This window comes from Amycolatopsis sp. ATCC 39116, assembly GCF_000231075.2.
In the GTDB taxonomy this organism is placed as follows: domain Bacteria; phylum Actinomycetota; class Actinomycetes; order Mycobacteriales; family Pseudonocardiaceae; genus Amycolatopsis_E; species Amycolatopsis_E tucumanensis.
This window is the reverse complement of sequence record NZ_AFWY03000069.1, coordinates 1-16,468: the sequence shown is the minus strand read 5'-3', so window position 1 is coordinate 16,468 and position 16,468 is coordinate 1. Positions and strand designations below refer to the sequence as shown.

At 71.8% G+C, this 16,468-nt stretch carries 14 protein-coding genes and 1 pseudogene; 8 read left to right on the top strand and 7 right to left on the bottom strand.

What is annotated here, in order from left to right; translation table 11 throughout:
* The first annotated feature begins 4 nt into the window (after window positions 1–4).
* Window positions 5–1,003: a TIGR03617 family F420-dependent LLM class oxidoreductase gene (locus tag AMY39116_RS0338080; protein WP_020422839.1), complete on the top strand. Its 999-nt coding sequence runs from the start codon at window positions 5–7 to the stop codon at window positions 1,001–1,003.
* Here AMY39116_RS0338080 and AMY39116_RS0338075 read toward each other — a convergent pair.
* Together AMY39116_RS0338075 and AMY39116_RS45820 are read right to left on the bottom strand one after the other, a co-directional pair.
* On the bottom strand, window positions 940–2,115 hold the full coding sequence (locus AMY39116_RS0338075; RefSeq protein WP_369794402.1) for a glycosyltransferase family 9 protein: 1,176 nt from the start codon (window positions 2,113–2,115) through the stop codon (window positions 940–942). The two genes, AMY39116_RS0338080 and AMY39116_RS0338075, sit on opposite strands and share 64 nt — an antisense overlap.
* 52 nt (window positions 2,116–2,167) lie before the next feature.
* Window positions 2,168–2,499 (bottom strand): annotated as a pseudogene (locus tag AMY39116_RS45820) (YnfA family protein).
* Window positions 2,500–2,552: 53 nt separating this feature from the next.
* On the opposite strand from AMY39116_RS45820, the gene AMY39116_RS0338070 reads away from it, so the two are divergent.
* Both AMY39116_RS0338070 and AMY39116_RS0338065 read left to right on the top strand, forming a co-directional pair.
* Window positions 2,553–3,014, top strand: a complete 462-nt coding sequence (locus AMY39116_RS0338070; RefSeq protein WP_020422836.1) for a MarR family winged helix-turn-helix transcriptional regulator — start codon at window positions 2,553–2,555, stop codon at window positions 3,012–3,014.
* The gene (locus AMY39116_RS0338065) at window positions 3,011–4,096 is read left to right on the top strand and encodes an NAD(P)/FAD-dependent oxidoreductase (protein WP_020422835.1); all 1,086 of its coding nucleotides are present in this window, start codon (window positions 3,011–3,013) and stop codon (window positions 4,094–4,096) included. Before AMY39116_RS0338070 ends, AMY39116_RS0338065 begins: the two co-directional genes overlap by 4 nt.
* 177 nt (window positions 4,097–4,273) lie before the next feature.
* On the opposite strand, the gene AMY39116_RS0338060 is transcribed toward AMY39116_RS0338065, so the two are convergent.
* Window positions 4,274–6,007, bottom strand: coding sequence for a pyruvate dehydrogenase (locus tag AMY39116_RS0338060; RefSeq protein WP_020422834.1), 1,734 nt, complete (start codon window positions 6,005–6,007; stop codon window positions 4,274–4,276).
* Window positions 6,008–6,107: 100 nt separating this feature from the next.
* Window positions 6,108–6,773, bottom strand: coding sequence for a FadR/GntR family transcriptional regulator (locus tag AMY39116_RS0338055; protein ID WP_020422833.1), 666 nt, complete (start codon window positions 6,771–6,773; stop codon window positions 6,108–6,110).
* A gap of 92 nt (window positions 6,774–6,865) precedes the next feature.
* On the opposite strand from AMY39116_RS0338055, the gene AMY39116_RS0338050 reads away from it, so the two are divergent.
* Complete coding sequence (locus tag AMY39116_RS0338050) at window positions 6,866–8,260, top strand: sialate:H+ symport family MFS transporter (protein WP_020422832.1); 1,395 nt, start codon at window positions 6,866–6,868, stop codon at window positions 8,258–8,260.
* Window positions 8,261–8,713: 453 nt separating this feature from the next.
* Here the strand turns inward: AMY39116_RS0338050 and AMY39116_RS0338045 are convergent, their stop codons facing one another.
* Window positions 8,714–10,999, bottom strand: a complete 2,286-nt coding sequence (locus AMY39116_RS0338045) for a LuxR C-terminal-related transcriptional regulator (protein WP_020422831.1) — start codon at window positions 10,997–10,999, stop codon at window positions 8,714–8,716.
* Between the two features lie 103 nt (window positions 11,000–11,102).
* Here AMY39116_RS0338045 and AMY39116_RS0338040 point away from each other — a divergent pair, with 103 nt between their 5' ends.
* The 3 genes from AMY39116_RS0338040 (at window position 11,103) to AMY39116_RS0338030 (ending at window position 13,307) form a co-directional block, all read left to right on the top strand.
* Complete coding sequence (locus tag AMY39116_RS0338040; protein ID WP_020422830.1) at window positions 11,103–12,056, top strand: YafY family protein; 954 nt, start codon at window positions 11,103–11,105, stop codon at window positions 12,054–12,056.
* Between the two features lie 96 nt (window positions 12,057–12,152).
* Window positions 12,153–13,010: a Ku protein gene (locus AMY39116_RS0338035; protein WP_027936589.1), complete on the top strand. Its 858-nt coding sequence runs from the start codon at window positions 12,153–12,155 to the stop codon at window positions 13,008–13,010.
* A gap of 93 nt (window positions 13,011–13,103) precedes the next feature.
* On the top strand, window positions 13,104–13,307 hold the full coding sequence (locus AMY39116_RS0338030; protein WP_020422828.1) for a hypothetical protein: 204 nt from the start codon (window positions 13,104–13,106) through the stop codon (window positions 13,305–13,307).
* Here AMY39116_RS0338030 and AMY39116_RS0338025 read toward each other — a convergent pair whose 3' ends face one another.
* Window positions 13,308–14,198 (bottom strand): 2-hydroxyacid dehydrogenase, encoded by an 891-nt coding sequence (locus AMY39116_RS0338025; RefSeq protein WP_020422827.1) that lies wholly within the window; start codon window positions 14,196–14,198, stop codon window positions 13,308–13,310.
* Window positions 14,195–15,490 carry an MFS transporter gene (locus AMY39116_RS0338020; RefSeq protein WP_039792020.1) on the bottom strand — a complete coding sequence of 432 codons (1,296 nt, stop codon included), beginning with the start codon at window positions 15,488–15,490 and terminating at the stop codon, window positions 14,195–14,197. The genes AMY39116_RS0338025 and AMY39116_RS0338020 overlap by 4 nt, the downstream gene beginning before the upstream one ends.
* A 101-nt stretch (window positions 15,491–15,591) precedes the next feature.
* Between AMY39116_RS0338020 and AMY39116_RS0338015 the strand changes: the two genes are divergently transcribed.
* On the top strand, window positions 15,592–16,332 hold the full coding sequence (locus AMY39116_RS0338015) for an IclR family transcriptional regulator (RefSeq protein WP_027936588.1): 741 nt from the start codon (window positions 15,592–15,594) through the stop codon (window positions 16,330–16,332).
* Window positions 16,333–16,468: the final 136 nt, after the last annotated feature.

Sequence of the window (16,468 nt, the reverse complement as noted above, 5' to 3'; positions counted from 1 at the left end):
GCGGGTGAAGGTCGATTTCGCGGTCCCGTTCTCCAGTCCGGCCGACTCCCGGGAGACGATGCGGCGGGCCGAGCGCGACGGTTTCGACGGCGTGTGGACCACCGAGGTCAAGCACGACCCGTTCCTGCCGCTGGCGCTCGGCGCCACGGTCACCGAGCGCGTCACGCTCGGCACGGCGATCGCGGTGGCGTTCGCGCGCAACCCGATGACCGTCGCGCAGACCGCGAACGACCTGCAGGAACTCTCCGGCGGACGGCTGCTGCTCGGCCTCGGCACGCAGATCAAGACCCACGTCACGCGGCGGTTCTCGATGCCGTGGTCGCAGCCGGCCGCCCGGATGCGCGAGTTCGTGCTGGCGCTGCGGGCGATCTGGGACACCTGGCAGACCGGCGCGCGCCTCAACTTCCGCGGCGAGTTCTACACCCACACGGTGATGACCCCGATGTTCACGCCGCAGCCCCACCCGTACGGTCCGCCGAAGGTGCTGCTCGCGGGCGTGGGTGAGGGCATGACGCGCGTGGCGGGTGAGGTCGCGGACGGCTTCCTGTGCCACGGCTTCACCACCGAGCGGTACCTGCGCGAGGTGACGGTGCCGGCGCTGCGGTCCGGGCGGGACTCGCTGGACGGCTTCGAACTGGTCGGCTCGCCGATGGTGGTGACCGGCCGGTCGGACGCCGAGATCGCCGCCGCGCTCGCGGGCACGCGGCGGCAGATCGCGTTCTACGGTTCGACGCCGGCCTACCGCGGGGTGCTGGAGCTGCACGACCGCGGCGAGCTGGGCGACGAGCTGCACCGGCTGTCCCGGCGCGGCGAGTGGGAGCGGATGGGCACGCTCGTCGACGACGAGCTGCTGTCCGCGATCGCCGTGGTGGGCAAGCCCGCCGAGGTCGCGGCCGAGGTGCGGCGCCGCTACGGCGACCTGTTCACGCGCGCGACGCTCTACCTGCCGTACGAGGCGGATCCGGGCCTGGTGGCCGAGGTCGCGGCGGCGGTGCGCGCGTAGGTCGCGTCCCTCAGGAGGGGGAGAAGTGGTCGTCGTCCTCCTGGTGGGGCGGGTGTTCGGCCGGGGCGCCCTCCTGCTCGGCCTGCTCGTGGGGCCGCGTGAGCTTCGCGTCCCGCGCCGCTTCCTTCGCCTCGGCCAGTGCCTGCCTCGACTCGGCCAGCTCGTCGTGCTTCTCGTCCGGCACGAACGCCTCCCTTCGTCCGCTCCCGGCTACCACTTCCGCAGGCCCGCAAACCAGCTTCGCGGCCGCGGCGAGCACGTCGGCGGGCTGGACCTGCAGCAACGCCGGGTCCGGATCGGGCGAGAACGGGTCGCCGCGGCGCAGCTCGTCGGCTGACAGCGTGCGGTGCGGGCCGGGTGGCGGTCCAGTGCCGGGCCGGGACGGGGCCGAACAACGTGACCGACGGGGTGCCGAAGGCGTAGGCGAGGTGCGCGATGCCCGTGTCGCCGGAGATCACCAGCCGGGCCTGGGCGACGAGCGCCGCGAGGTCGAGCAGGCCGGTGCGCCCGGCGAGGCGGTCCGCGGGCGCGGCGAGGGTGGCGGCGAGGTCCTGTTGGGACGTGCTGCCGGTGATCACCACGCGGTGACCGGCCGCGCGGAGCGCCCGGGCGACGGTGGCGAAGCGCTCGACGGGCCAGCGTTTGCTGCCGAAGGCGGCACCGGGGTGGATGACGACCGCGCCCGGCGCGGGGCTGGTGCGCGGGGGCGGTGGGAGGTGGAGGTCGCCGGGGTCGGCGGGAATGCCGTGCTCGGTGAGCAGGCGGCACCAGCGGTCGCGTTCGTGCAGGTCGTCCATCCACTTCGGACCTGGCCAGCCGTGTCCACTGTGGCCGATGCGGCGGCGGGGGCCGAGGGTGTCGAGGACGGCGTTGCTGTGCGGGCAGGTGCCGTGCAGGTTGACGGCGACGGCGGGGTGGCTGGCCCGCGGGTCGAGCGGGGTCATGCCGTGGGTGGGCAGGACGGTGTCGACACAGCCGGTCAGCTCGACGAGCGGGCCGAGCCAGCCGGAGGTCGCGAACGTGATCTCGTGGTCCGGCCACGCGCGGCGGATCGCCTTGAGCGCCGGAACGGTGACGAGGAAATCCCCGAGTTTGAGCGCCCGCAGCGCCACGACGTGCCCCACGGCTGTGCTGCTACCCCCGGCGCGGTCGGTGAAACGATGTTCAGCCGCGCGGGGCGTACATGATGACCGCGACGCCCGCGAGCAGATGAGCGCGCCGATGACGTCGAACCGGTCGGGCCGGTACCCGTCGGCGACCACGCCCCAGGCCAGCGAGCCGGCGACGAACACACCGCCGTAGGCGGCGAGGATTCGGCCGAAGTTGGCGTCCGGCTGCAGGGTGGCGACGAAGCCGTACAACCCGAGCGCGATCACGCCCGCGCCGATCCAGATCCACCCGCGGTGCTCGCGGACACCCTGCCAGACGAGCCAGGCGCCACCGATCTCGGCGAGCGCCGCCAGCACGAACAGTGCGATCGAACGGAGAACCAGCACGTTGCGACCCTAAGCGGTTGATAGTTAACTATGCAACAGTTACCATGTTAACTATGAGCGAGCCGGAGCGGGAGAGCACGCTGGAACTGATGCGGTGGGTCGTGTGGGGGCAGCGGCGCATCGCCGAAGACTGGATCCGGGAACGCGGCCTCACCCACGAGCAGAGCGCGGTGCTGGCGTACCTGACCAAGAACCCGGACGCCATCCAGCGGGACGTCGCGCGGGCCATGCGCACCAGTGCGCCGGGTGTCTCGCGGCTGTTGGCCGGGCTCGAGCGCCGCGGGCTCGTGGAACGCCAGGCACAGGAGGATGACGCACGCAGCCGCCGGGTGCGCGTCACCCCAGCCGGCTCCGAACTGATCCAGGGTTTCGAAGAGGCCATGGACCGGGTCGAGGAGTCGATCCTCGCGCCGCTGGGCGCGGAGGGGCGGGCGCGGCTCCACGACCTCCTGGCGCAGCTCACATCCCGGATCGACCCGCCCTTCACCCATCAGCAGCAAGGAACGCACGCATGACTCAGATCGCGATCATCGGGGCCGGTCTTGCCGGGCTGACGCTGGCGCGAACCCTGGCGGTGCACGAAATCCCGTCCACCGTGTACGAGGCGGAGACGTCGGCGCAGGCCCGGGGCCAGGGCGGCATGCTCGACATCCACGACTACAACGGACAGCACGGGATCCGTGCCGCCGGCCTGATGGACGGCTTCCGGTCCCTCGTCCTCGAAGGACGCCAGGCATCCCGCGACGTGGCGCCTGACGGCACCGTCCTGGCTGACGTGCCCGACGACCCCGCCGGAGGCCGCCCCGAGGTGCAGCGTGGCGAGCTCCGGCAGCTGCTGCTGGACTCCCTGCCTCCCGGCGCGGTCGTCTGGGGCCACAAGACCCGGAGCGTCCGGACCCTCGAGGACGGTTGCCACGAAGTGACCTTCGCCGACGGATCGACGATCGTCACCGACGTGCTCATCGGCGCCGACGGCGCCTGGTCGAAGGTCCGGCCACTGCTTTCCGATGCCACGCCCACCTACGCCGGGCGCTCGATGATCGAGACGTACCTGTTCGACAGCGGCACCCGCCACCCCGCCACGCTGGCCCTGGTCGGCGGCGGCTCGATGACGGCCTACGACGAAACCACCGGCATCGGTCTGGGCGTGCAGCGCGAGCGCGCGGACACGCTGCACTCCTACGCCATGTTCGACAAGCCGCTCGACTGGTTCGACGGCATCGACTTCGATGACGGCCCCGCGGCCGCCCGCACGGTCGCGGCGATGTTCGAGGGGTGGGCGCCAGAGCTCGTCGCGTTGGTCGCGGACAGCGACATCCCGCCGGTTTTCCGCCCCCTGTACGGGCTGCCGATCGGGCACCGCTGGGAACACGTCCCCGGGGTCACGCTGATCGGGGACGCCGCCCACCTGGCACCGCCGGACGGCGAAGGGGCGAACTGGGCGCTCTTCGACGCCGGCCGGCTCGGCAACGCCATCGCGCAACAGCCCGAGGACATCGACGCGGCCATCCGCGCCTACGAAGCAGAACTCTTCCCACGGAACGTCGACACCGCCAAGGCGGCCGCGGCCTACTACCCGGACTTCCAGCCGCACTGACCACGGCAGCCCCGCGCGTGGCGGTGGGCGGTCACGCCGGGGTGAGGTGCGGAAGTCCTGCCGCGACGTGCGCTGCCGTCCGCGGACGGCGCCGCGCGCGAGGTGATCAAGCCATCGATCGCCCTCTCCGTGGATGCTGGCCGGCATCCACGGAGCGAGGCCGGTCCGCGGCGACCCTCAGGGGCGTGGGATGTTGCGCAGGTTGCTGCGCGCCAGCTCGACCATCTTGCCCACCCCGCCGTTCAGCACCGTCTTGCTCGCGGCCAGCGCGAAGCCCCGCAGCATCTCGCTCGTGATCTTGGGCGGGATGGACATCGCGTTGGGGTCCGTGGTCAGCTCGACCAGCGCGGGCCCCTGGTGCTCGAACGCCTTCGTCAGGGCCGACCGCACCTCGCCCGGGTGGTCGACCCGCGTCGACCAGATGCCGCACGCCGCGGCGATCGCGCTGAAGTCGACCGGCGTGTGGTCCGTGCCGTAGGACGGGAGGCCGTCCACGAGCATCTCCAGCTTCACCATGCCCAGCGACGCGTTGTTGAACAGCACCACCTTCACCGGCACGTCGTACAGCGACAGCGTCAGCAGGTCGCCCATCAGCATCGCCAGCCCGCCGTCGCCCGAGATGGACACCACCTGGCGGCCGGGCGAGGACAGCGCGGCGCCGATGGCGTGCGGCAGCGCGTTGGCCATGCTGCCGTGGCGGAACGAGCCGATCACCCGCCGTCGCCCGTTCGGCGTCAGGTACCGCGCCGCCCACACGTTGCCCATCCCGGTGTCCACTGTGAACACCGCGTCGTCGGCGGCGACCTCGTCCAGCACCGCCGCCGCGTACTCGGGGTGGATCGGGGTGTGGTGCTCGATGTCCTTCGTGTACGCGTCGACCACCTTCTCCAGCCGCCGCGCGTGTTCGTGCAGCATGCGGTCCAGGAAGGACCGGTCGGTGCGCTGCCGCAGGCGGGGGAGCACCGCCGCCAGCGTCTCCTTCACCGAGCCGTGCACCGCCAGGTCCAGCGGTGTGCGGCGGCCCAGGTGCGCCGGGTTCGTGTCGATCTGCACGGTGCGCGCCTGTGGCAGGAACCCGTCGTACGGGAAGTCCGTGCCCAGCAGCACCACGCGGTCCGCCTCGTGCATCGCGTCGTAGCACGCGCCGTACCCGAGCAGGCCGCTCATGCCGACGTCGTACGGGTTGTCGAACTGGATCCACTCCTTGCCGCCGAGCGAGTGGCCCACCGGCGCTTGCAGGCGGCCGGCCAGCGACATCACCTCGTCGTGCGCGTCCCGGCAACCGGCGCCGGCGAACAGCATCACCTTCTCGCCGCTGTCGAGCACCTCGGCCAGCTCCGCGATGGCCGCCTCCCGCGGCACCACGGGCGACGGCTCGACCACGTGCACCGTCTCGGCCGCGGAGCCGGTGGCCCGCCGCTCCGACACGTCACCCGGGATGCTCAGCACCGACACCCCGCCGCGCCCGACCGCGGTCTGCATCGCGATCCGCAGCAGCCGCGGCATCTGCTCCGCCTGCGACACCAGCTCGCTGAAGTGGCTGCACTCGGCGAACAACTGCTCGGGGTGGGTCTCCTGGAAGAACCCGGTGCCGATCTGGTTGGACGGGATGTGCGAGGCGATCGCCAGCACCGGCGCCCCGCTGCGGTGCGCGTCGTACAGGCCGTTGATCAGGTGCAGGTTCCCCGGACCGCAACTGCCGGCGCACACGGTGAGCCGCCCGGTGATCTGCGCCTCCGCGGCCGCCGCGAACGCCGCCGTCTCCTCGTGCCGCACGTGCACCCACTCGATGCCCGGCGTGCGGCGCACCGCGTCCACCACCGGGTTCAGGCTGTCGCCGACGATCCCGTAGATGCGGCGCACACCGCTGTCCCGCAGGATCCGCACCATCTGCTCGGCCACTGTCGCCATCGCCCCACCCCTTCTGCTCCTGGGACCCAGGGTCCTCTCGCGGCGGTGCGGACGTCCACCCGACTTCACTCGTTTCGGGCGAAAATCGAATTCGCCACAATCAGGTGAGCCGGCTCCGGACCTCGTCGAAGTGGTGGCGCACCGCGTCGTCGATCGCCTCCGGGTCGCCGCAGGCGATGGCGTCGACGATCCGCTGGTGCTTGGCGACCAGCGCGTCCGACGGCGTGCGCGGCGCCCCGATGAGCGCCTCGGTCTGCCGGTAGACGCTCCAGAACAGGCGGATCAGCTCGGCGGCCAGCTCGTTGCCCGCCGCGGTGCAGATGAGCTCGTGGAACTCGCCGTCGGCGGCCGTGGCGGTGGCCGGGTCGGACATCCGCCGCACCCGCTCGGTCAGCTGTTCGAGCAGTTCCTCGTCGCGTTGCCGGGCGAGCTTGCGGGTCAGCTCGGTCTCCAGGATCTGCCGGACCTCCAGCAGATCGCGCAGCCCGCTCAGGTCGTCGCGCGAGCGGGCGCGCGTGCGGAACAGCAGCGACGGGCTCAGCGCGGTCATGCTCGCCGCGCCGACGAAGGTGCCGTAGCCGTGGCGGATTTCGACGATGCCCAGCGCCTGCAGGGTGCGCAGCGCCTCGCGGACCGAGTTGCGGGCCGCGCCGAACTCCTCCATCAGCCGCGGCTCCGGCGGCAGGGGGTCGCCGGGCCCGAGGCGCCGCCGGTCGATCAGCTCGACGATCGAGTCGGCCAGTTCCTGGCTGCGCAGTGTCCGCACTCTTGCCACCATCCGGAATCGTCGGCTAACGTCCGCAGCATCATACGACGTCCAACGTCCCACGACTAGCCCTCGATGAAGAGGTAAGGAACATGAACCCGTGGTACCGCCGGCTCGGTCCGGGCCAGTGGAAGGCGTTCGGCGCAGCGTGGCTCGGCTACCTGCTCGACGGCTTCGACTTCGTGATCATCACGCTGGTGCTCACCGAGCTGCGCGACGAGTTCGACCTGTCGCTGGCCACCGCGTCCACGCTGGTGTCGGCCGCCTTCGTGTCCCGCTGGCTGGGCGGGCTCGCGCTGGGCGCGCTCGGCGACCGCTTCGGCCGCCGCCCGGCGATGATCGCGTCCATCGTGCTCTACGCGGTCGGCACGGCGCTGTGCGGGTTCGCCTGGGACTACTGGTCGCTGTTCATCTTCCGCGTGGTCGTCGGCCTCGGCATGGCGGGGGAGTACGGGTCGAGCAGCACGTACGTGATGGAGAGCTGGCCGAAGGGGCTGCGCAACCGCGCGACGGGGTTCCTGCTGTCGGCGTACCCGATCGGCACGGTGCTCGCTGCGCGCGCCTACGACCTGATCGTGCCGAGTTTCGGCTGGCGGTGGCTGTTCTGGATCGGGATCCTGCCGGTGTTCGTGGCGCTGTGGCTGCGGCGCACGTTGCCCGAGGCGAAGGACTGGGCCGAGGAGGTCGGCTCCGGTGGCGGCTCGACGAGCGCGTCGGCGCTGCTGAACCGGCGGTGGGCGCCGCTCAACGTGGTCGTGGCGGTGGTGCTGGCGACCTGTCTGGTGCTGATCTTCTCGGGGCACGCCGGGAGCCTGTACCCGCTGTACATCGCGCTGTGCGTGGTGGGTTTCGTGGTGTTCGGGGTGCAGATCAGCGGCCGAGCGTGGCCGGTGGCGGTGGGGTTGATGCTGACCGTGTTCTGCGCGTTCCTGTACTCGTGGCCGATCCAGTCGCTGCTGCCCACGTACCTGAAGACGGAGCTGCACTACAACGCCGGGCAGGTGGCGAACGCGCTGACCTGGGCCGGGCTCGGGTACGCGGCTGGTTCGTGCCTGGCCGGAGTGGTCGGCGACCGATTCGGCACGCGGGCGACGTACGTCGGCGGGCTGCTGCTGTCGCTGGTGTTCGTGTTCCCGGCGTTCGCGCTCGGCTCGGGCAGCATCGTGCTGGTCTGGTTGCTGCTGTTCGTGTTGCAGGGCACGAGTTCCGGGATCTCGGGGCTGCTGCCGAAGTACATCGGGGACCACTTCCCGACCCGCCTCCGCGCGGCGAGCCTCGGGTTCACCTACAACGTCGGCGCGCTCGGCGGCGCGGTCGCCCCGCTGCTCGGCGCGCAGGTGGCCGGGCACATCGGGCTGGGGCCTGCGCTGGGGTGGCTCGCGGCCGGGTTGACGGTGCTGACCGCGGTGCTGGTCGGGTTCGACGTGCCTGCACGGCTTGGGCGCGTCGGGCGTCTTCGGCGGCGTGAGGGGGCGGAGGTTGGGTGAACCCGGGGTGGGGTTCGGGGGTTTGCTCGCGGGGGCTGGTGGTGTTGGGGTGAATGGACCGTTCATGGCTTGCGGGTGGCGCGAGATTCCCTGTCGTGTCGCGATGAATGGTCCAGTCATGGCTTGGGTCTGCGAGTTGCCCAGTGGAGCAGGGATGAACGGTCCGTTCATGAGTCTTGGTGGCATGGGGTGTCCAGTCACGTGCCGGTGAATGGACTTTCATGGCTTGCGGGTGGCGAGCTGCCCAGCCGTGCCTCGATGAATGGACCGTTCATGGCTTGCGCGTCACGAGATGTTCAGCCGTGCCGCGATGAGTGGTCCATTCGGGCTTTCAGTGCCCTGAGATGTCCAACCGTGCCTTGATGAACGGTCCCTTCAGCGCTTCGCCTCCCACGAAATGCCGAGCCAAACCCTGGCGCCAACGAACCAACCCCCAACCCCAACCCCAACCCCTCAAGCCTCATTCGCCGTGACCCAAGCGGCGATCTGGCTCCGCGAAGTGAACCCCAGCTTGGCGAGGATGTGCTCGACGTGCGTTTCGGCCGTGCGCTGGGAAATGACGAGCTGTCCGGCGATCTGCCGGTTGCTCAGCCCCTTCGCGACCAGTGCCGCGATTTCCGATTCGCGGGCGGTCAGCGGGTTGCGCGAAGGGCTGGCCGGCGCCGCCGACATCCGCCGCTCGTCGAGGGCGAACGCGACCGCCTTTTCGAACGTCATCGAAGCCCCGCGGGCGTACTCCTGCTCGAACACCTGCCGTCCCAGGGCCTCGCGCGCCGGGAGTGCGGCGTGGGTCTGCGAAACCTGCTGCAGCGCCGGTTCGATCCGCCCCGCGCCGGACAAGCGCCACGCCGTCGCGGCGCAACCGAGCAGCCGCGCGGCCCGGTTGAACCGCCGGTCGGCCGCCGCGCACCAGGCCAGCGACTCCAGGCTCAGCGCGATCCCGGAATGATCGCCCGCGGGCTCGCGCAGGCGGATCGCGTCGCGCTGGAGGCGTTCCGCGCGCTGCAGATCACCGCGCCGCCACAGCGCCAGCCCCAGCACCCACACCGCCAGCGCGGTGTACCAGGGCGGATTCCCGTGCGCCGCGCACAGTTCGACCGCCTGCTCGCCCGCCTCCTCGGCGTTCGGCTCGCTCAGCACGAACCGCGCCAGCGCCAGGTACGGCAGGATCTGCAACGCCAGCCCGTCGTGCCCGGCCGCCCGGCACACCTCGTGCGCCTCCTCCAGCAACTCGCACGCCCGCCGCGGATCGCCGAGGAAGTAGCGGCTCACCCCCTCGCACACGAGCAACTCGACGCTGATCACCCGGTCGTCCAGCTCCGCCGCGATCGACCGGTACTCCCGCAGCCGCCCGGCGAACCCCCGCCGCACCCCCAGCCACGTGCAGGTGAGCAGCGACGCGTGCAACGCGCGCGCCCGCTCTCGCGACGGGCCGCCGTCGAGTTGGAGCACCCGGTCCAGCCACCGGCTGCCCTCCAGCAGGTGCCCGCCCGCGATCCAGAACGTCGACAGGTTTCCCGCCATCTCCAGCGCCGGCCGCGGATCCGGCTCCTCCAGCCACGCCTCCAGCGCCGCGCGCAGGTTCGCGTGCTCGCTCTGCATGCGGGAGATCCACTCCTGCTGACGCGGGGTGATCTTCTCCTCGGTGAACCGGCGGGCGAGCTCGCGGTAGAAATCGCGGTGCCGCCGCGTGGAACCGGCCGGATCACCGTTCTCCGCGAGCCGCGCCGCGCCGAACTCGGCAAGCGTTTCCAGCATCCGGTAGCGCGCGTTGTGCCCGTAGGTCTCCCGCACCCGCACCAGAACCGATTTGTCGACCAGACCCGCGAGCACGCCCAAGACCGAGTCACCGCCGATCTCGTCGCCCGCGCACACGAACTCGGCCGCGGGCAGGTCGAACCCGCCGCGGAACACCGACAGCCGTTCCCACGCCCGCTGCTCGGCGGGCAGGCAGAGCCGGTAGCTCCAGTCGACGAGCGCCTCCAGCCCCTGCTGCCGCGGCGGCGCCGTGCGGGAGGCCTCGCTCAGCAGCGCGAACCGGTCGGTCAGCCGGTCGTTCAGCTCGGTCAGCGACAGCGTGCGCAACCACACCGCGGCCAGCTCGATGGCCAGCGGCAGCCCCTCGACGTGCCGGCAGATCGTGGCGATCAGCGCCTCGTTCTCGGCGGTGAGCGCGAACCCCGGCGACACGGCGGCGGCGCGGTCGGCGAACAGCGCCATCGCGTCCCAGCCGCTGGCGCCCTCGGTCGTGCCCTCGCGGTCGGGCAGGCTCAGCGGCTCCACCGGCAGCAGGTGCTCGCCCTCGACCGAGAGCCGCTGACGGCTGGTCGCCAGGATGCGCAGCCCGCTGGTCGCAGCCAGCAGTTTGCCGATCAGCGTCGCGCACGCGTCGGTGAGGTGCTCGCAGTTGTCCAGCACCAGCAGCACCTGGCGGTCGCCGAGGAACTGGGCGAGCCGGTCCGCGGGCTCGACGGCCTCGTCCCGCAGGCCGAGCGCGGTGGCGACGGTCTGGGGCAGCAGCGCCGCGTCGTCCAGATCCGCGAGTTCGGCGAAGTGCACCCCGTCCGGGAACGCGCGTTTCAACCCGACCGCGGCCCGCACCGCGAGCCTGGTCTTGCCGACCCCACCGAGTCCGGTCAGCGTCACCAGGCGCGCGGCGGACAACAGCCGCCGGATGTCCGCGAGCTCCTGCCGCCGGCCGACGAAACTGGTGAGCTCGCTCGGAAGTGTGCCCGCCACCGCAACAGCGTAGTTCGCCCGGGCGGTGATCGGTGGGGTCGTGATGCTGAGGAAATGATGAACTAGGTCAGTTTCCGTCACCGATCGGTCGCATTCTGGAACCATGACGGACACCCCGGGGCGGCTGCTGACGCTGCTGTCCCTGCTGCAGACACCGCGCGAATGGCCGGGTACCGAGCTGGCCGCGCGGCTCGCGGTCAGCACCCGGACGATCCGCAGGGACATCGACCGGTTGCGCGGGCTCGGGTACCCGGTGGAGTCCACGATGGGCGCCGAGGGCGGGTACCGGCTGGTGGCCGGCGCGGCGATGCCACCGCTGCTGCTCGACGACGAAGAGGCGGTCGCGATCGCGGTCGGCCTGCGCACCGCCGCCCGCCAGGCGGTGGCGGGAATCGACGAGGCCTCGGCCAGGGCGCTGGCGAAACTCGAGCAGGTGCTGCCCTCGCGGCTGCGCCGCCGGGTGCGCACGCTCGGCGCGGCGACCGTGCCGATGCCCGATCCCGGCCCGCCGGTCGTCCCCGAGGACCTCGCCGCGCTGGCCGCCGCGATCGCCAACCACGAGCGCGTCCGGTTCGGCTACCGCGACGCCGAGGGCCGCGAATCCCGCCGCCTGGCCGAACCGCACCGCCTGGTCGCCGCGGGGCGCCGCTGGTACCTGGTGGCGTGGGACGTCGACCGCGACGACTGGCGCCTGTTCCGCGTCGACCGCGTCCGCCGCCCCCACGGCACCGGCGCCCGCACCACCCCGCGCGAGCTGCCCGCCGACGACGCGGCGGCCTTCGTCACGGCCAAGCTCAACCGCACGGTGCCGACGCACCGCGCGGTGGTGACCCTGCACGCGCCACTGGCGGAGATGCGCCCGCGGGTGGAGAACGCAGGCGAGCTGACGGCGACGGGCCCGGCCGCCTGCCGGTTGGAGACCCACGCCGACACCCTCGACTGGCTGGCGTTCCGGCTGCTGGCCCTCGGCTGCGAGTTCGAGGTCCACGAACCACCGGAACTGGCCGCGCACCTGCGTGCGCTCGCCGGCCGGATCACCCGCGCCACCAGCGGCTGAGCACCCGGTGCGGCCGGTTGGCCGCCTGGTGGCGCGCCCGGTTCTCGCGTAACGTCCGACCTGCGGTTATGTCGGCAGGGAGCGGAGGGCCCGGCGATGCGATCGATGTGGAAGGGCTCGGTGTCGTTCGGGCTGGTCACGATCCCGATCAACCTCTACGCGGCCACCGAGAACAAGAACGTGTCCCTGCGCCAGGTGCACGTCAGCGACGGCGGGCGCATCCAGTACAAGCGCTTCTGCACCATCGACGGCGAAGAGGTGCCCTACGCCGACATCGCCAAGGGGTACGAGACCGACGACGGCGAGATGGTGGTCATCACCGACGAGGACCTCAAGGAGCTGCCGCTGTCCAGCTCCAACGTGATCGACGTGCTGGAGTTCGTGCCGCTCGAGGCCATCGACCCGCTGCACTTCGACCGCCACTACTACCTGGAGCCGCAGAAGGCCGCGGTCAAGCCGTACGTGCTGCTGCGCGACGCGCTGCACAAGTCCGGCAACGTCGCCATCGCCAAGGTCGCGCTGCGCCAGCGCGAGACCCTCGCGCTGCTGCGCGTGCACGCCGACGTGATGGTCATGACCACGATGCTGTGGCCGGACGAGGTGCGCACCCCGGACTTCGGGTTCCTGCGCGACGAGCTGCCCCAGGTGCGGCCGCAGGAGCTGAGCATGGCCGGCTCGCTCATCGAGTCGCTGTCCGAGCCGGTTTTCGACCCGGACAAGTACACCGACCAGTACCGGGAGGCGCTGGAATCGGTGATCGAGGCGAAGATCGCGGGCAAGAAGACCACCCGGCCGAAGGGGCGCTCGCCCAAGACCGACGTGGTCGACCTGATGGCGGCGCTGGAGGCCAGCGTCAGCGAGGCGAAGAAGGCACGCAAACCGGCCAAGCGCGCGGCCGCGAAGAAGCCGGCCGCGACCCCGGCGCGCAGCCGCCGCTCGCCGAAGAGCGCCTGACGTCACGCCGACACGCCGGGGCCTCCTCCCACCTTCCGGTGAAGCGCGGTGGTACCAAGGTGCCGCAACACGAACCGGCGGAAGGTGTCAGACATGGAGTGCCCCAGCTGCGCACGGGACCTCGACCACTGCCACGGCACCCTCGTCCTGCACGTGGACGCCCTGGTGGAGTGCACCGAACCGGACTGCACCGACACCGACCTGGTGCGGCACAGCCTGACGATCCGGTGCGACGAGGTCGACGGCGGCTGCGTCTGCACGGCCGACTACGTGGTGGAGTACGCGCAGGCGTCCTGATCACCGCACCACGTTGACCAGTGGTTCGCCCCGCACGAACCGCTGGAGCTGCTGCTCCACCAGCCGCTTCGCCCGCGGGTAGAACGAGTCGGAGCCGCCCGCCACGTGCGGGGTGATGATCGCGCCCGGCGCTCGCCACAGCGGGTGGTCCGACGGCAGCGGCTCCGGATCGACCACGTCCAGCGCGGCCCGCAGCCGGCCCGCCACGACCTCCTTCGTCAGCGCCGCGGTGTCGATCGCGGTGCCGCGGCCGACGTTGACCACCAGCGCGCCGTCCGGCAGCGCCGCCAGCTCGGGCGCCCCGATCAGGCCGCGGGTGGCGGGGGTGTCCGGCAGGATCAGCACCAGGATGTCCGCGGACGGCAGGAGTTCCGGCAGCTCGTCGATGCCGTGCACACCCTCGCGCGCGGTGCTCGCCACGCGCACGACCTCGGCCTCCCCGGCCACGAGGTACCGCTCGATCGCCTTGCCGATGGAGCCGTAGCCGACGAGCAGGACGCGCTCGTCCGCCAGTGACCGGGTGTGCTCGCGGTCCCACGAGCCGGTGCTCTGCTGCCGGAACCAGCGCGGCAGGTTTCGCTGGGCGGAGAGGATCAGCGCGAGCGTGTGCTCGGCGACGCTGAGGTCGTGCAGGCCGCGGCCGTTGGCGAGGGTGACGCCGTCCGGGATCAGCGGCAGGAGGCTGTCGACACCCGCGGACAGCGACTGCACGGCCTTCAGCGACGGCATCTTCGCGATCAGCTTCGGCGGCTCGGGCCCGCTGTCGTAGGGCAGGACGTAGAACTCGACGCCGTCCAGGCCGGGTGGCGTGCCGGTGCCGTCGTAGCAGGCGGTCTCCAGGCCGTCCGGGACGGTGAGATCGGACCAGGGCAGCAGAACTCGGGGTGTCATGCGACCTTCCTCTTCGGGGTGCGGACGGCGAGCAGGACCAGCGCGGACGCGGCCATCGTGCCTGCCAGCATCAGGAACGCGGCGGCGTCGGTGCCGGTCGCGGTGCGCAACCAGCCCACCAGGTACGTGCCGAGAAAGCCACCGAGCGCGCCGGCGGCGTTGACCAGCGCCACGGCGACACCGGCGGTGCGGCGCGGCAGCAGCTCCGGGTTCATCGCGAAGAACGGGCCGTAGGGCGCGTACATCGCGATCCCGGCGAGGACCAGCAGCGGGAACGACAGCCAGAACGCGTCGTGGCCCGCCAGGTAGGAACCGTAGAACGTGACCGCGCCGCCGAGCAGCCACGGCCACACGTAGCGGATGCGCCGGCTGGTGCGGTCGGAGCGGCGCGAGTTGAGCAGCATCGCGACCACGGCGAAGGCGTACGGGACCGCGGAGAGGAGGCCCGTGGCGCCGATCCCGGCGGACGACCCGGCCTTCACGATCGACGGCAGCCAGAACACGAACCCGTACACGCCGATGCTCCACAGCAGGTACTGCGCGGACAGGACCAGCACGGCCGGGGTGCGCAGGGCTTCGCGGAGCGGGTGCACTCCGGTGGTGTCGGCGGTGCTCGCGAGCTCGGCCTGCTCGGCGGCGATCGCGGTGTCCACGGCTTCGCGTTCGGCCGGGGCGAGCCACGGCGCGTCGGCCGGCCGGTCGCGGACCTGCGCGCGGAAGTAGAACGCCCAGATCAGGGCGGGCACGCCCTCGATGATGAACATGCCGCGCCAGCTGGTGGCCTCGATGAGGTAGCCGGAGGCGGCGGACAGCCACATCACGGTGACCGGGTTGCCGAGGATGAGGAAGGCGTTGGCGCGGCCGCGCTCGGCCTTGGTGAACCAGCGCGCGAGCAGGACGACCAGCGCGGGCAGCACCGCGGCCTCGACGGCGCCGAGCAGGAAGCGGACGACGATCAGCAGCGGGACCGAGCTGAGCAGGCCCTGGAGCGTGGCGAGCGTGCCCCAGGCCAGGACCGACCAGAAGATCAGGTCGCGGACGCTGCGGCGGTCGGCGTAGAGCACGCCGGGGACCTGCAGCAGGAAGTAGCCGGCGAAGAACGAGGCGGCGATGAGGCCGGACGTCGAACTCGTGATGCCCAGGTCTTCGGACATGCCACCGGCCGCGGCGATCGAGAAGTTCGAGCGGTCCAGGTAGGCGAGGCTGTACGTGACGAAGACGATCGGGATCAGGCGCAGCCAGCGCTGCCTGCCCGGTTGGGTGGCCATGCCGGTCACTGGCGGGCTCTCCAAGGCGGCCTCCTTGCCGTTCTTTCCATGATGTGGAAAGCTATTCCGTATTGTGGTGCTCGATGAGTGTGGAACTTCCACGGGGAGACGTCAAGGGGTGGTGTGTGGCTGACATGGTGGGCAAGGCCCTGCGGGTGCTGTCGCTGCTCGGCGAGTACCCCGACGGGGTCGGGCTGTCCGAGCTCGCGCGCCGGGCGGGCTACCCGGTGAGCACGACGCACCGGCTGCTGGGTTCGTTGCAGGAACAGGGTTTCGCGCGCAGTGATCCGGCGTCGAAGCGGTACGCGCTCGGCGTGCGGCTGTTCGAGCTGGGGCAGCGGGTGTCGCACGCGCGGGGGTTCGCCGGGGTGGCGTTGCCGGTGCTGCGGGCGCTGACGGAGCAGACCGGCGAGCCGACGCTGATGGCGGTGCTGGACGGGCGCGAGCAGGTGTACGTGCATTCCGTGCAGGGGCCGCGGCAGATCCAGATCCGGGGCGAGCCGGGGCAGCGGGGGCCGCTGCACTGCACGGCGATGGGCAAGTGCCTGGTGGCGTTCGCGCCGGACCGGGAGGCGCTGGTGGAGTCGCTGGAGCTGGCGGGCTTGGCGCCGCGGACGATCACCTCACGGGCGGAGTTCGCGCAGGAGATCGCCGCGGTGCGGTCCCAGGGCTACGCGATCGCCGACGAGGAGCACGAGCCGGGGATAAGGGCCGTCGGGGTGCCCGTGCTGGGCCCCGACGGGCACGCGATCGCCGCAGTCTCCACCGCGGCGCCGGCGTACCGGATGTCGGTGGCCGAGCTGGAGGCCTTCGTACCCGCCCTCCACGCAGCGGCGCGGGAGCTGGGTGCGGTGCTGCCACGCTGACGGTGGCCGCGAGGCCCGTCGGGCGGTACGGGAGCTGGGTGCGGTGCTGCCACGCTGACGGCGGCCGCGAGGCCCAGGGTGGCGCCGCCCGTGCCGGGAGGGGGCACGGCGGTTGGGGCGGTGCGGCCGCGCTGAG